This window comes from Flavobacterium sp. OHVDL-2026-0007, from assembly GCF_059882335.1.
Genome location: NZ_CM187612.1, coordinates 945943 through 960437, shown reverse-complemented (window position 1 = coordinate 960437; position 14495 = coordinate 945943). Strand labels below are relative to the sequence as shown.

The window sequence follows — 14495 nt, the reverse complement described above, 5'->3', positions numbered from 1 at the left end:
ATTGCAAAACGACCTTAAGGTGGTTATTGCGGCGGGGCTCACCTCTTCCCATCCCGAACAGAGTAGTTAAGCCCGCCTGCGCAGATGGTACTGCAGTTATGTGGGAGAGTATGTCGTCGCCTTTCTTTTGAAAACCCTGTTTCTAACGAAACGGGGTTTTTTGTTTTCAGCCGTTTTGGAAATCTTTAATCCAAAGGGCTTAGATTCTTACCCAAGAAGAATTATTACCATTGGAGTACCACTGCATACACTGGTTTAAAATTCCGTTATTTAGGAATTATAAATAAAATTTGCGTTTTACCCAATTCTCAGAGGATTGTTATTCATTGTCTATACTATAGTGCTTTGGATTAAAGTGTGGATTTTCCTGTAAGAATATATTAATCTAGAATTAGCGTGATCCATAAGCTGCTATTAGTAGCTCAGTGAGAATCTATTATTTGAAAATTGCAGATAAAATTTCTCTTGTGAATGAATCTCATTGGTTGGTATTTTGTCAAAATTTTAAATTGTTGTTAACTTGTGGTGTATTCTTCTTTGGTTGAGTGGCTTTTTAATATTGGCCTGTCTATTGATGGGATCATAGGGTGATTTAAAATTTTATGTATCGATGATGAAAAATACTAGTAAAACGGTTAGTATCTTCGTTTTATTTAAAGTGTTTATTTTGAAAAAAGTGAACCAGTTAGAAATGGAAGAATTTTAGATTTAAATTATAAGAAACGCTGAATTATAAAACATGAAAAGACTAAGGGGTATATCGTATTTGTATTTTATGGTTGGATTACTTATTTGTTTGTATTTACTAATTAGTGAAAATACACAGACATTAAATGTTAAGGATACATACTTTGTTGTTTTAGGTAGAGATTTTGCATTTTTTGTTATGGTGATTTACCTCGTAATTGGTTTAGGTTATGTTTTTATTGGAAAATATATACGATATGCCGTTCAGTTGGCTCAGTTTTTAATGTTTTGTATTCCGTTTCTTTATTATGTTTTTTCAGATTTTATAAATCATAATAATCCTGATTATTATCTAACAAATCCAATAGCTTACAAGTGGGAAGTCTTGTATGTTCCAGTTGTGTTGTGTTTGTCTTTTTTAGGGAGTATTATAGTTTTTAGTGGATTTATAATTTTCAGTACAATCAAAATGCTTAAAGAGAAGTAGCAGCTGTTAAACAGACGGCAAGAAATCATGTGAATGTTAGTGTTTGTGAATTGTTTTCTCAGCTTGGGTAGCAGTGGAATGTTACTTCTGTTTTTTGTATAGTCGAATTAAAAAAAATCAGTAGGCATTTTATTGGGATGATAGCATTAGGATAATTGAGATGAAATCAGTTTTCTTTTCTCATAAGGCATTCTGATTTTATTTTCTTCTCTCGATAGGCATAATGCCAGGTTGTTTTACCGATCAATTTTGATGACGGCGACTGTGTCTTTAGTGATTTTAGTACTCTTTTTTGATGATCATTTTCTAGGTTGTTGGTTCTGGATTTAAAAATACCGGAAGATGAAGGTATTTTTAAATGTGTTTTGGATGGTGGAGGGGGTAAAAGGGAATGAAATCAGGAGGGTCTTCGGGTGAAAACAGGTAGGTGGGTTGTTGGTATTACTCAAAAAAGGGATGTACAATAGGAATAAGAGTAAAAGAGGTGAAAAATAAATGAATTGTAAAAAACACCTAGTCAGTACCTTAGGGCTCGTCTGTAAAATAATTGCAAATTAACTCAATAAAAAGCTTGAGTAACCCAATAAAAGGAGTAGTTTTGCACCCGCAACAGCGCAGAAGTTCATTGAGAGATTGGTTGGAAAGAGAAGTTTAAATGAGACGAAAGTCTTAAAAAAAAACTTCACATTTTTCTTGCCAGTTGTAAATAACTTTTCTACTTTTGCAGCCGCTTTGAGACATAAGCGACAAACAAAAAAGACACGTTCGTAGACATATTGAATTGACAGCCGTTTTAACAGAGATGTTAAAACAAATAATAAAGAGTAAGATAATCGAGAGATTAATTAAATGAACCGATAGAGACTGATTCGAATAACAATACGATCTAATTTATTAGATCAACAATATACGATGAAGAGTTTGATCCTGGCTCAGGATGAACGCTAGCGGCAGGCTTAACACATGCAAGTCGAGGGGTATAGTTCTTCGGAACTAGAGACCGGCGCACGGGTGCGTAACGCGTATGCAATCTACCTTTTACAGAGGGATAGCCCAGAGAAATTTGGATTAATACCTCATAGTATTATGAAATGGCATCATTTTATAATTAAAGTCACAACGGTAAAAGATGAGCATGCGTCCCATTAGCTAGTTGGTAAGGTAACGGCTTACCAAGGCTACGATGGGTAGGGGTCCTGAGAGGGAGATCCCCCACACTGGTACTGAGACACGGACCAGACTCCTACGGGAGGCAGCAGTGAGGAATATTGGACAATGGGCGCAAGCCTGATCCAGCCATGCCGCGTGCAGGATGACGGTCCTATGGATTGTAAACTGCTTTTATACAGGAAGAAACACTGGTTCGTGAACCAGCTTGACGGTACTGTAAGAATAAGGATCGGCTAACTCCGTGCCAGCAGCCGCGGTAATACGGAGGATCCAAGCGTTATCCGGAATCATTGGGTTTAAAGGGTCCGTAGGCGGTTTAATAAGTCAGTGGTGAAAGCCCATCGCTCAACGGTGGAACGGCCATTGATACTGTTAAACTTGAATTATTAGGAAGTAACTAGAATATGTAGTGTAGCGGTGAAATGCTTAGAGATTACATGGAATACCAATTGCGAAGGCAGGTTACTACTAATGGATTGACGCTGATGGACGAAAGCGTGGGTAGCGAACAGGATTAGATACCCTGGTAGTCCACGCCGTAAACGATGGATACTAGCTGTTGGGAGCAATCTCAGTGGCTAAGCGAAAGTGATAAGTATCCCACCTGGGGAGTACGTTCGCAAGAATGAAACTCAAAGGAATTGACGGGGGCCCGCACAAGCGGTGGAGCATGTGGTTTAATTCGATGATACGCGAGGAACCTTACCAAGGCTTAAATGTAGATTGACCGGTTTGGAAACAGATCTTTCGCAAGACAATTTACAAGGTGCTGCATGGTTGTCGTCAGCTCGTGCCGTGAGGTGTCAGGTTAAGTCCTATAACGAGCGCAACCCCTGTTGTTAGTTGCCAGCGAGTCATGTCGGGAACTCTAACAAGACTGCCAGTGCAAACTGTGAGGAAGGTGGGGATGACGTCAAATCATCACGGCCCTTACGCCTTGGGCTACACACGTGCTACAATGGCCGGTACAGAGAGCAGCCACTGGGCGACCAGGAGCGAATCTATAAAACCGGTCACAGTTCGGATCGGAGTCTGCAACTCGACTCCGTGAAGCTGGAATCGCTAGTAATCGGATATCAGCCATGATCCGGTGAATACGTTCCCGGGCCTTGTACACACCGCCCGTCAAGCCATGGAAGCTGGGGGTGCCTGAAGTCGGTGACCGCAAGGAGCTGCCTAGGGTAAAACTGGTAACTAGGGCTAAGTCGTAACAAGGTAGCCGTACCGGAAGGTGCGGCTGGAACACCTCCTTTCTAGAGCCTTAGTGTTAGTTGATTTATCAACACGCTGAGGAAAAAAGAAGAAGCTTTATAGGTCATGATTTTAAGACTATTTTACTCTTGCTGTTAGTTCAAATAATAAATTTTTAAGAATAAGAGTGTCTCGTAGCTCAGCTGGTTAGAGTACTACACTGATAATGTAGGGGTCGACAGTTCGAGTCTGTCCGAGACAACTATTTAAACTTAAAAAAAAAGGAAATTCTAGAAGTTGGAATTCACCAAAAGAAATTAGATGGAATACAGATCTAAGATCTGAATTCAGTTTCTACAATTGAAATGGGGGATTAGCTCAGCTGGCTAGAGCGCCTGCCTTGCACGCAGGAGGTCAACGGTTCGACTCCGTTATTCTCCACTGATTCGAGACGAAAGTTTTGGATAAAAGTTCATTGACATATTGAGATAAGAAAATAATAAAAAGTAGAAAGCATTTTCTGTTATACGTAACAGGAAATAAAAAAAAACGGTCATATTAATTTATGATTGGTACAATAAGCAAAATAAGGGCGTATGGGGGATGCCTTGGCTCTCAGAGGCGATGAAAGGCGTGATAAGCTGCGAAAAGTTACGGGGATCGGCACACACGAATTGATCCGTAAATACCTGAATGGGGCAACCCACTATGTTGAAGACATAGTACACCGATAGGTGGGCAAACCCGCTGAACTGAAACATCTAAGTAGGCGGAGGAGAAGAAAACAAAAGTGATTCCGTAAGTAGTGGCGAGCGAACGCGGATTAGCCCAAACCAATGTTGTTACGGCAATGTTGGGGTTGTAGGACCACGAGATTTTATGTACAAGGAACCGGAAGTTACTGGAAAGTGACACCATAGAGGGTGATAGTCCCGTATGGGTAACGAGTATAATAGATAGTGGTATCCTGAGTAGGGCGGGACACGAGAAATCCTGTCTGAATTTGGCGGGACCATCCGCTAAGGCTAAATACTCCTGAGAGACCGATAGTGAACCAGTACCGTGAGGGAAAGGTGAAAAGAACCGTGAATAACGGAGTGAAATAGATCCTGAAACCATACGCTTACAAGCGGTCGGAGCCCTTTAGTGGGGTGACGGCGTGCCTTTTGCATAATGAGCCTACGAGTTAACGTTGCTGGCAAGGATAAGTGGTTAAGCCACGGATCCGTAGCGAAAGCGAGTCTGAATAGGGCGCTTTAGTCAGTAGTGTTAGACGCGAAACCGTGTGATCTACCCATGGGCAGGTTGAAGCTGTGGTAACACACAGTGGAGGACCGAACCGGTTGACGTTGAAAAGTCTTCGGATGACCTGTGGGTAGGGGTGAAAGGCCAATCAAACTCGGAAATAGCTCGTACTCCCCGAAATGCATTTAGGTGCAGCGTTGTGCACAAAGTTATATAGAGGTAGAGCTACTGATTGGATGCGGGGGCTTCACCGCCTACCAATTCCTGACAAACTCCGAATGCTATATAATGTTTCACAACAGTGAGGGCTTGGGTGCTAAGGTCCAAGTCCGAGAGGGAAAGAACCCAGACCATCAGCTAAGGTCCCCAAATATATGTTAAGTTGAAAGAACGAGGTTTGTCTGCCCAGACAGCTAGGATGTTGGCTTGGAAGCAGCCATTCATTTAAAGAGTGCGTAACAGCTCACTAGTCGAGCGGACGAGCATGGATAATAATCGGGCATAAACATATTACCGAAGCTATGGATTTCGTATTTATTTACGGAGTGGTAGGGGAGCATTCTAACAGGGTTGAAGGTGAGTCGTAAGGCCTGCTGGACCGGTTAGAAAAGAAAATGTAGGCATAAGTAACGATAATGCGGGCGAGAAACCCGCACACCGAAAGACTAAGGTTTCCACAGCTATGCTAATCAGCTGTGGGTTAGTCGGGACCTAAGGCGAACCCGAAAGGGACAGTCGATGGACCACGGGTTAATATTCCCGTACTACTTATTACTGTGATGGGGTGACGGAGTGATGAAAGCGCCGCGAACTGACGGAATAGTTCGTTGAAGTACCTACCTATAAGCTGCGCAGGCAAATCCACGCGGCTTGGGGAAATACGATAGTACTCGGAGTCTTCGGACAAAGAGATAGTGCGCCTAAGGGCTTCCAAGAAAAACCTCTAAACTTCAGGTAATAAGTACCCGTACCGCAAACCGACACAGGTAGTCGAGGAGAGAATCCTAAGGTGCTCGAGAGATTCATGGCTAAGGAATTAGGCAAAATAGACCTGTAACTTCGGGAGAAAGGTCGCCAGCGCAAGCTGGCCGCAGTGAAGAGGTCCAGGCGACTGTTTATCAAAAACACAGGGCTCTGCAAAATCGTAAGATGAAGTATAGGGCCTGACACCTGCCCGGTGCTGGAAGGTTAAGAGGAGATGTTATCTTCGGAGAAGCATTGAATTGAAGCCCCAGTAAACGGCGGCCGTAACTATAACGGTCCTAAGGTAGCGAAATTCCTTGTCGGGTAAGTTCCGACCTGCACGAATGGTGTAACGATCTGGACACTGTCTCAGCCATGAGCTCGGTGAAATTGTAGTAACGGTGAAGATGCCGTTTACCCGCAGTGGGACGAAAAGACCCTGTGCACCTTTACTATAGCTTAGTATTGACCTTGGATAAATGATGTGTAGGATAGGTTGGAGACTGTGAAGTGGCGTCGCTAGGCGTTGTGGAGTCATTGTTGAAATACAACCCTTTGTTTATCTGAGGCCTAACCCCGCGATTGCGGGGGACATTGCTTGGTGGGTAGTTTGACTGGGGTGGTCGCCTCCAAAAGAGTAACGGAGGCTTCTAAAGGTTCCCTCAGTACGCTTGGTAACCGTGCGTAGAGTGCAATGGCATAAGGGAGCTTGACTGAGAGACATACAGGTCGATCAGGTACGAAAGTAGAGCATAGTGATCCGGTGGTTCCGCATGGAAGGGCCATCGCTCAAAGGATAAAAGGTACGCCGGGGATAACAGGCTGATCTCCCCCAAGAGCTCATATCGACGGGGGGGTTTGGCACCTCGATGTCGGCTCGTCACATCCTGGGGCTGGAGAAGGTCCCAAGGGTTGGGCTGTTCGCCCATTAAAGTGGCACGCGAGCTGGGTTCAGAACGTCGTGAGACAGTTCGGTCTCTATCTACTGTGGGCGCAAGAAATTTGAGTGGATCTGATTCTAGTACGAGAGGACCGAATTGGACAAACCTCTAGTGTATCTGTTGTTCCGCCAGGAGCATCGCAGAGTAGCTACGTTTGGAAGGGATAAGCGCTGAAAGCATATAAGCGCGAAACCCACCACAAGATGAGATTTCTTTTAAGGATCGTGGAAGATGACCACGTTGATAGGCTATAGATGTAAAGGCAGTAATGTCATAGTCGAGTAGTACTAATAATCCGTAAGCTTATGTACACCTTTTCCCCTGACTCCGGTCAGGGGGAGAAACTTTCTAAAAAATACTTTTTTCTTTATCTCAGTATGTTAAGATATTGTGTAATGTTGATTGACAATAAGTTAATCACCCATTGCAAAACGACCTTAAGGTGGTTATTGCGGCGGGGCTCACCTCTTCCCATCCCGAACAGAGTAGTTAAGCCCGCCTGCGCAGATGGTACTGCAGTTATGTGGGAGAGTATGTCGTCGCCTTTCTTTTGAAAACCCTGTTTCTAACGAAACGGGGTTTTTTGTTTTCTGCCCAGTTTGGAAATCTTAAATCCAAAGGGCTAAAATTCTTACCCAAGAAGAATTATCACCATTGGAGTACCACTGCATACACTGGTTCAAAAATCCGTTATTTAGGAATTGTAAATGAAAATTACGTTTTACCCAATTCTCAGAGAGTTGTTATTTATTGTCTGTACTATAGTGTTTTGAAGTAAGAGAAAATCTCAAGGGTATATTTATTGAATCAGAATTAGCGTGATTATTAAGGGTAGTATTATAGCTTGATGAGAATCTGTTATTTGAAAATTACAGATGAAATTTTTCTTGTGAATGAATCTCATTTGGTGTATTCTTATATGGTTGAGTGGCTTTGAATATTGGCCTGTCTATTGATGGGATCATAGGGCGATTTAAAATTATACGTATCGATGATGGAAAATACTAGTAAAATGGTTAGTATCTTCGTTTTGTTTAAAGTATTTATTTTGAAAAAGTGAACCAGTTAGAAATGGAAGAGTTTTAGATCTAAATTATAAGAAACGCTGAATTATAAAACATGAAAAGGCTAAGGGGTATATCGTATTTGTATTTTATGGTTGGATTACTTATTTGTTTGTATTTACTAATTAGTGAAAATACACAGATATTAAATGTTAAGGATACATACTTTGTTGTTTCAGCTAGAGATTTTGCATTTTTTGTTATGGTGATTTACCTCGTAATTGGTTTAGGTTATGTTTTTATTGGAAAATATATACGATATGCCGTTCAGTTTGCTCAGTTTTTAATGTTTTGTATTCCGTTTCTTTATTGTGTTTTTTCAGATTTTATAAATCATAATAATCCTGATTATTATCTAACAAATCCAATAGCTTACAAGTGGGAAGTGTTGTATGTTCCAGTTGTGTTGTGTTGTGTTGTGTTGTGTTTGTCTTTTTTAGGGAGTATTATAGTTTTTAGTGGGTTTATAATTTTCAGTACAATCAAAATGCTTAAAGAGAAGTAGCAGCTGTTAAACAGATGGTAAGAAATCATGTGAATGTTAGTGTTTGTGAATTGTTTTCTTAGCTTGGGTAGCAGTGGAGTGTTACTTCTGTTTTTTGTATAGTCGAATTTAAAAAAATCAGTGGGCATTTTATTGGGATGATAGGATTAGGATAATTGAGATCAAATCAGTTTTCTTTTCTCATAAGGCATTCTGATTTTATTTTCTTCTCTCGATAGGAATAACGCCAGGTTGTTTTGTCGACCCATTTTGATGACGGCGACTGTGTATTTAGCAATTTTAGTACTCTTTTTTGATGATCATTTTCTAGGTTGTTGGTTCTGGATTGAAAAATGTGGCAAGATGAAGGTATTTTTAAACGTATTTTGGATGGTGTTGGGAGTGAAAGAGGGAGGAATCAGGAAGATCTTCGGGTGAAAACAGGTAGGTGGGTTGTTGGTATTACTCAAAAAAGGGATGTACAATAGGAATAAGACCAAAAGAGGTGAAAAATAAATGAATTGTAAAAAACACCTAGTCAGTGCCTTAGGGTCCGTCTGCAAAATAATTGCAAATTAACTCAATTAAAAGCTTGAATAACCCAATAAAAGGAGTAGTTTTGCAGCCCGCAAGACATGCGAAAGTTCATTGAGAGATTGGTTGGAAAGAGAAGTTTAAATGAGACGAAAGTCTTCAAAAAAAACTTCACATTTTTCTTGCCAGTTGTAAATAACTTTTCTACTTTTGCAGCCGCTTTGAGATATAAGCGACAAACAAAAAAGACACGTTCGTAGACATATTGAATTGACAGCCGTTTTAACAGAGATGTTAAAACAAATAACAAAGAGTAAGATAATCGAGAGATTAATTAAATGAACCGATAGAGACTGATTCGAATAACAATACGATCTAATTTATTAGATCAACAATATACGATGAAGAGTTTGATCCTGGCTCAGGATGAACGCTAGCGGCAGGCTTAACACATGCAAGTCGAGGGGTATAGTTCTTCGGAACTAGAGACCGGCGCACGGGTGCGTAACGCGTATGCAATCTACCTTTTACAGAGGGATAGCCCAGAGAAATTTGGATTAATACCTCATAGTATTATGAAATGGCATCATTTTATAATTAAAGTCACAACGGTAAAAGATGAGCATGCGTCCCATTAGCTAGTTGGTAAGGTAACGGCTTACCAAGGCTACGATGGGTAGGGGTCCTGAGAGGGAGATCCCCCACACTGGTACTGAGACACGGACCAGACTCCTACGGGAGGCAGCAGTGAGGAATATTGGACAATGGGCGCAAGCCTGATCCAGCCATGCCGCGTGCAGGATGACGGTCCTATGGATTGTAAACTGCTTTTATACAGGAAGAAACACTGGTTCGTGAACCAGCTTGACGGTACTGTAAGAATAAGGATCGGCTAACTCCGTGCCAGCAGCCGCGGTAATACGGAGGATCCAAGCGTTATCCGGAATCATTGGGTTTAAAGGGTCCGTAGGCGGTTTAATAAGTCAGTGGTGAAAGCCCATCGCTCAACGGTGGAACGGCCATTGATACTGTTAAACTTGAATTATTAGGAAGTAACTAGAATATGTAGTGTAGCGGTGAAATGCTTAGAGATTACATGGAATACCAATTGCGAAGGCAGGTTACTACTAATTGATTGACGCTGATGGACGAAAGCGTGGGTAGCGAACAGGATTAGATACCCTGGTAGTCCACGCCGTAAACGATGGATACTAGCTGTTGGGAGCAATCTCAGTGGCTAAGCGAAAGTGATAAGTATCCCACCTGGGGAGTACGTTCGCAAGAATGAAACTCAAAGGAATTGACGGGGGCCCGCACAAGCGGTGGAGCATGTGGTTTAATTCGATGATACGCGAGGAACCTTACCAAGGCTTAAATGTAGATTGACCGGTTTGGAAACAGATCTTTCGCAAGACAATTTACAAGGTGCTGCATGGTTGTCGTCAGCTCGTGCCGTGAGGTGTCAGGTTAAGTCCTATAACGAGCGCAACCCCTGTTGTTAGTTGCCAGCGAGTCATGTCGGGAACTCTAACAAGACTGCCAGTGCAAACTGTGAGGAAGGTGGGGATGACGTCAAATCATCACGGCCCTTACGCCTTGGGCTACACACGTGCTACAATGGCCGGTACAGAGAGCAGCCACTGGGCGACCAGGAGCGAATCTATAAAACCGGTCACAGTTCGGATCGGAGTCTGCAACTCGACTCCGTGAAGCTGGAATCGCTAGTAATCGGATATCAGCCATGATCCGGTGAATACGTTCCCGGGCCTTGTACACACCGCCCGTCAAGCCATGGAAGCTGGGGGTGCCTGAAGTCGGTGACCGCAAGGAGCTGCCTAGGGTAAAACTGGTAACTAGGGCTAAGTCGTAACAAGGTAGCCGTACCGGAAGGTGCGGCTGGAACACCTCCTTTCTAGAGCCTTAGTGTTAGTTGATTTATCAACACGGTAAGGAAAAAAGAAGAAGCTTTATAGGTCATGATTTTAAGACTATTTTACTCTTGCTGTTAGTTCAAATAATAAATTTTTAAGAATAAGAGTGTCTCGTAGCTCAGCTGGTTAGAGTACTACACTGATAATGTAGGGGTCGACAGTTCGAGTCTGTCCGAGACAACTATTTAAACTTAAGAAAAAGGAAATTCTAGAAGTTGGAATTCACCAAAAGAGATTAGATGGAATACAGGTCTAAGATCTGAATTCAGTTTCTACAATTGAAATGGGGGATTAGCTCAGCTGGCTAGAGCGCCTGCCTTGCACGCAGGAGGTCAACGGTTCGACTCCGTTATTCTCCACTGATTCGATACGAAAGTTTTGGATAAAAGTTCATTGACATATTGAGATAAGAAAATAATAAAAAGTAGAAAGCATTTTCTGTTATACGTAACAGGAGATAAAAAAAAACGGTCATATTAATTTATGATTGGTACAATAAGCAAAATAAGGGCGTATGGGGGATGCCTTGGCTCTCAGAGGCGATGAAAGGCGTGATAAGCTGCGAAAAGTTACGGGGATCGGCACACACGAATTGATCCGTAAATACCTGAATGGGGCAACCCACTATGTTGAAGACATAGTACACCGATAGGTGGGCAAACCCGCTGAACTGAAACATCTAAGTAGGCGGAGGAGAAGAAAACAAAAGTGATTCCGTAAGTAGTGGCGAGCGAACGCGGATTAGCCCAAACCAATGTTGTTACGGCAATGTTGGGGTTGTAGGACCACGAGATTTTATGTACAAGGAACCGGAAGTTACTGGAAAGTGACACCATAGAGGGTGATAGTCCCGTATGGGTAACGAGTATAATAGATAGTGGTATCCTGAGTAGGGCGGGACACGAGAAATCCTGTCTGAATTTGGCGGGACCATCCGCTAAGGCTAAATACTCCTGAGAGACCGATAGTGAACCAGTACCGTGAGGGAAAGGTGAAAAGAACCGTGAATAACGGAGTGAAATAGATCCTGAAACCATACGCTTACAAGCGGTCGGAGCCCTTTAGTGGGGTGACGGCGTGCCTTTTGCATAATGAGCCTACGAGTTAACGTTGCTGGCAAGGATAAGTGGTTAAGCCACGGATCCGTAGCGAAAGCGAGTCTGAATAGGGCGCTTTAGTCAGTAGTGTTAGACGCGAAACCGTGTGATCTACCCATGGGCAGGTTGAAGCTGTGGTAACACACAGTGGAGGACCGAACCGGTTGACGTTGAAAAGTCTTCGGATGACCTGTGGGTAGGGGTGAAAGGCCAATCAAACTCGGAAATAGCTCGTACTCCCCGAAATGCATTTAGGTGCAGCGTTGTGCACAAAGTTATATAGAGGTAGAGCTACTGATTGGATGCGGGGGCTTCACCGCCTACCAATTCCTGACAAACTCCGAATGCTATATAATGTTTCACAACAGTGAGGGCTTGGGTGCTAAGGTCCAAGTCCGAGAGGGAAAGAACCCAGACCATCAGCTAAGGTCCCCAAATATATGTTAAGTTGAAAGAACGAGGTTTGTCTGCCCAGACAGCTAGGATGTTGGCTTGGAAGCAGCCATTCATTTAAAGAGTGCGTAACAGCTCACTAGTCGAGCGGACGAGCATGGATAATAATCGGGCATAAACATATTACCGAAGCTATGGATTTCGTATTTATTTACGGAGTGGTAGGGGAGCATTCTAACAGGGTTGAAGGTGAGTCGTAAGGCCTGCTGGACCGGTTAGAAAAGAAAATGTAGGCATAAGTAACGATAATGCGGGCGAGAAACCCGCACACCGAAAGACTAAGGTTTCCACAGCTATGCTAATCAGCTGTGGGTTAGTCGGGACCTAAGGCGAACCCGAAAGGGACAGTCGATGGACCACGGGTTAATATTCCCGTACTACTTATTACTGTGATGGGGTGACGGAGTGATGAAAGCGCCGCGAACTGACGGAATAGTTCGTTGAAGTACCTACCTATAAGCTGCGCAGGCAAATCCACGCGGCTTGGGGAAATACGATAGTACTCGGAGTCTTCGGACAAAGAGATAGTGCGCCTAAGGGCTTCCAAGAAAAACCTCTAAACTTCAGGTAATAAGTACCCGTACCGCAAACCGACACAGGTAGTCGAGGAGAGAATCCTAAGGTGCTCGAGAGATTCATGGCTAAGGAATTAGGCAAAATAGACCTGTAACTTCGGGAGAAAGGTCGCCAGCGCAAGCTGGCCGCAGTGAAGAGGTCCAGGCGACTGTTTATCAAAAACACAGGGCTCTGCAAAATCGTAAGATGAAGTATAGGGCCTGACACCTGCCCGGTGCTGGAAGGTTAAGAGGAGATGTTATCTTCGGAGAAGCATTGAATTGAAGCCCCAGTAAACGGCGGCCGTAACTATAACGGTCCTAAGGTAGCGAAATTCCTTGTCGGGTAAGTTCCGACCTGCACGAATGGTGTAACGATCTGGACACTGTCTCAGCCATGAGCTCGGTGAAATTGTAGTAACGGTGAAGATGCCGTTTACCCGCAGTGGGACGAAAAGACCCTGTGCACCTTTACTATAGCTTAGTATTGACCTTGGATAAATGATGTGTAGGATAGGTTGGAGACTGTGAAGTGGCGTCGCTAGGCGTTGTGGAGTCATTGTTGAAATACAACCCTTTGTTTATCTGAGGCCTAACCCCGCGATTGCGGGGGACATTGCTTGGTGGGTAGTTTGACTGGGGTGGTCGCCTCCAAAAGAGTAACGGAGGCTTCTAAAGGTTCCCTCAGTACGCTTGGTAACCGTGCGTAGAGTGCAATGGCATAAGGGAGCTTGACTGAGAGACATACAGGTCGATCAGGTACGAAAGTAGAGCATAGTGATCCGGTGGTTCCGCATGGAAGGGCCATCGCTCAAAGGATAAAAGGTACGCCGGGGATAACAGGCTGATCTCCCCCAAGAGCTCATATCGACGGGGGGGTTTGGCACCTCGATGTCGGCTCGTCACATCCTGGGGCTGGAGAAGGTCCCAAGGGTTGGGCTGTTCGCCCATTAAAGTGGCACGCGAGCTGGGTTCAGAACGTCGTGAGACAGTTCGGTCTCTATCTACTGTGGGCGCAAGAAATTTGAGTGGATCTGATTCTAGTACGAGAGGACCGAATTGGACAAACCTCTAGTGTATCTGTTGTTCCGCCAGGAGCATCGCAGAGTAGCTACGTTTGGAAGGGATAAGCGCTGAAAGCATATAAGCGCGAAACCCACCACAAGATGAGATTTCTTTTAAGGATCGTGGAAGATGACCACGTTGATAGGCTATAGATGTAAAGGCAGTAATGTCATAGTCGAGTAGTACTAATAATCCGTAAGCTTATGTACACCTTTTCCCCTGACTCCGGTCAGGGGGAGAAACTTTCTAAAAAATACTTTTTTCTTTATCTCAGTATGTTAAGATATTGTGTAATGTTGATTGACAATAAGTTAATCACCCATTGCAAAACGACCTTAAGGTGGTTATTGCGGCGGGGCTCACCTCTTCCCATCCCGAACAGAGTAGTTAAGCCCGCCTGCGCAGATGGTACTGCAGTTATGTGGGAGAGTATGTCGTCGCCTTTCTTTTGAAAACCCTGTTTCTAACGAAACGGGGTTTTTTGTTTTCTGCCCAGTTTGGAAATCTTAAATCCAAAGGGCTAAAATTCTTACCCAAGAAGAATTATCACCATTGGAGTACCACTGCATACACTGGTTCAAAAATCCGTTATTTAGGAATTGTAAATGAAAATTACGTTTTACCCAATT

The 14495-nt window shown here is 43.4% G+C and carries 1 protein-coding gene, 4 tRNA genes and 7 rRNA genes; all 12 read left to right on the top strand.

Features of this window, described 5'->3' with window-relative positions; translation table 11 throughout:
* The first annotated feature begins 15 nt into the window (after positions 1-15).
* Positions 16-125: ribosomal RNA gene (rrf, locus tag AC51AA_RS04015) — 5S ribosomal RNA — on the top strand.
* Between the two features lie 614 nt (positions 126-739).
* Entirely contained in the window at positions 740-1174 is a 435-nt protein-coding gene (locus AC51AA_RS04010) for a hypothetical protein (protein ID WP_500703412.1), read from the top strand.
* Positions 1175-2083: 909 nt separating this feature from the next.
* Positions 2084-3597, top strand: a 16S ribosomal RNA gene (locus AC51AA_RS04005).
* Positions 3598-3723: 126 nt separating this feature from the next.
* Positions 3724-3797 (top strand) — tRNA-Ile (locus AC51AA_RS04000).
* A gap of 105 nt (positions 3798-3902) precedes the next feature.
* A tRNA-Ala gene (locus AC51AA_RS03995) sits at positions 3903-3976 on the top strand.
* Between the two features lie 134 nt (positions 3977-4110).
* Positions 4111-6995, top strand: a 23S ribosomal RNA gene (locus AC51AA_RS03990).
* 127 nt (positions 6996-7122) lie between these two features.
* A 5S ribosomal RNA gene (gene rrf / locus AC51AA_RS03985) occupies positions 7123-7232 on the top strand.
* 1932 nt (positions 7233-9164) lie between these two features.
* Positions 9165-10678, top strand: a 16S ribosomal RNA gene (locus AC51AA_RS03980).
* A gap of 126 nt (positions 10679-10804) precedes the next feature.
* A tRNA-Ile gene (locus AC51AA_RS03975) sits at positions 10805-10878 on the top strand.
* 104 nt (positions 10879-10982) lie between these two features.
* Positions 10983-11056: transfer RNA gene (locus tag AC51AA_RS03970), tRNA-Ala, on the top strand.
* A gap of 134 nt (positions 11057-11190) precedes the next feature.
* Positions 11191-14075 (top strand): 23S ribosomal RNA (locus AC51AA_RS03965).
* Positions 14076-14202: 127 nt separating this feature from the next.
* Positions 14203-14312, top strand: a 5S ribosomal RNA gene (gene rrf / locus AC51AA_RS03960).
* The 16S, 23S and 5S rRNA genes sit together here with 4 tRNA genes alongside, the layout of an rRNA operon.
* The last annotated feature ends 183 nt before the right edge of the window (positions 14313-14495 follow it).